Origin of the sequence: Streptomyces sp. AC555_RSS877 (assembly GCF_019049245.1) — a bacterium.
Lineage (GTDB): Bacteria > Actinomycetota > Actinomycetes > Streptomycetales > Streptomycetaceae > Streptomyces.
In genome coordinates this window covers 1-1,294 of the sequence record NZ_JAGMUK010000159.1, presented here as the reverse complement: position 1 = coordinate 1,294, position 1,294 = coordinate 1, and the positions used below count along the sequence as shown (strand labels likewise).

At 64.9% G+C, this 1,294-nt stretch carries 1 protein-coding gene; it reads right to left on the bottom strand.

The genetic code is table 11. The features are described 5' to 3' along the window. A partial coding sequence (locus KUM49_RS38030) for an amino acid adenylation domain-containing protein (RefSeq protein WP_217241535.1) occupies window positions 1-1,294 on the bottom strand: 1,294 nt, incomplete at both ends.

Below are 1,294 nucleotides of genomic sequence, written 5' to 3'. Positions count from 1 at the left end.
CCCGGCTCGATCCGGAAACCACGGATCTTCACCTGCTCATCCGCACGGCCGACGAACAGCAACTGCCCCTCCGCCGTCCAACGGGCACGGTCCCCCGTCCGGTACATCCGCTCACCCCCAGCCCCGAACGGACACGCCACAAACCGCTCACCCGTCAACCCGCCACGCCCCGCATAACCCCGCGCCAACTGCACACCCGCCAGATACAACTCACCCGCCACACCCACCGGCACCGGACGCAGCCACTCATCCAGCACATACACCCGCGTATTCGCCACCGGAGCACCAATCGGCACCACCCCCACCCGCCCCGGCACACACTCCCACGACGTCACATCCACCGACGCCTCCGTCGGCCCATACAAATTGTGCAGCTCCACACCCGTAAACAACTCGAAAAACCGATCCCGCACCGCCACCGGCAACGCCTCACCCGAACAGATCACCCGCCGCAAACCCCCACACCCCACCACCGCCGGCTCCGCCAAAAACGCCTCCAGCATCGACGGCACAAAATGCACCGTCGTCACCCGCTCCCGACGAATCAACCCAGCCACATACCCCGGATCCCGATGCCCACCCGGCCGCGCCACCACCAACACCGCACCATTCAGCAACGGCCAGAAAAACTCCCACACCGACACGTCAAACCCGAACGGCGTCTTCTGCAACACCCGATCATCCGCAACCAGCCCATACCGCGACTGCATCCACACCAACCGGTTCACAATCCCCGCATGCGACACCACCACACCCTTCGGACGCCCCGTCGACCCCGACGTATACATCACATACGCCGGATGAGACGGCCGCAACGAACACACCCGCTCCCCATCAACCACCCCCTCACCCGACAACCCAGCCAGCCGCTCCTCCACACCCCGATCACCCAGCACCACACACTCCACCCCACCAAACACACCCACCGCAGCATCCACCGACGCCGTCACCACACACACCGGCCCAGCATCACCCAGCAGAAAAGAAATCCGATCAGCCGGAAGATCCATATCAATCGGCAGATACGCCGCCCCCGCCTTCACCACCGCCAGCACCGCCACCACCAAATCCACCGACCGCGGCAAAGCCAACCCCACCACACGCTCCGGACCCACCCCACCAGACACCAACAACCGCGCCAGCCGATTCGCCCGCGCATCCACCTCCCGATACGTCAACGACCGCCCCTCAAACACCACCGCCACCGCATCCGGAGCCCGCGCCACCTGCACCGCAAACAACTCCGGCAAAGTCGACACCTCAGCATCCACCACCGTGTCATTCCACTCCACCA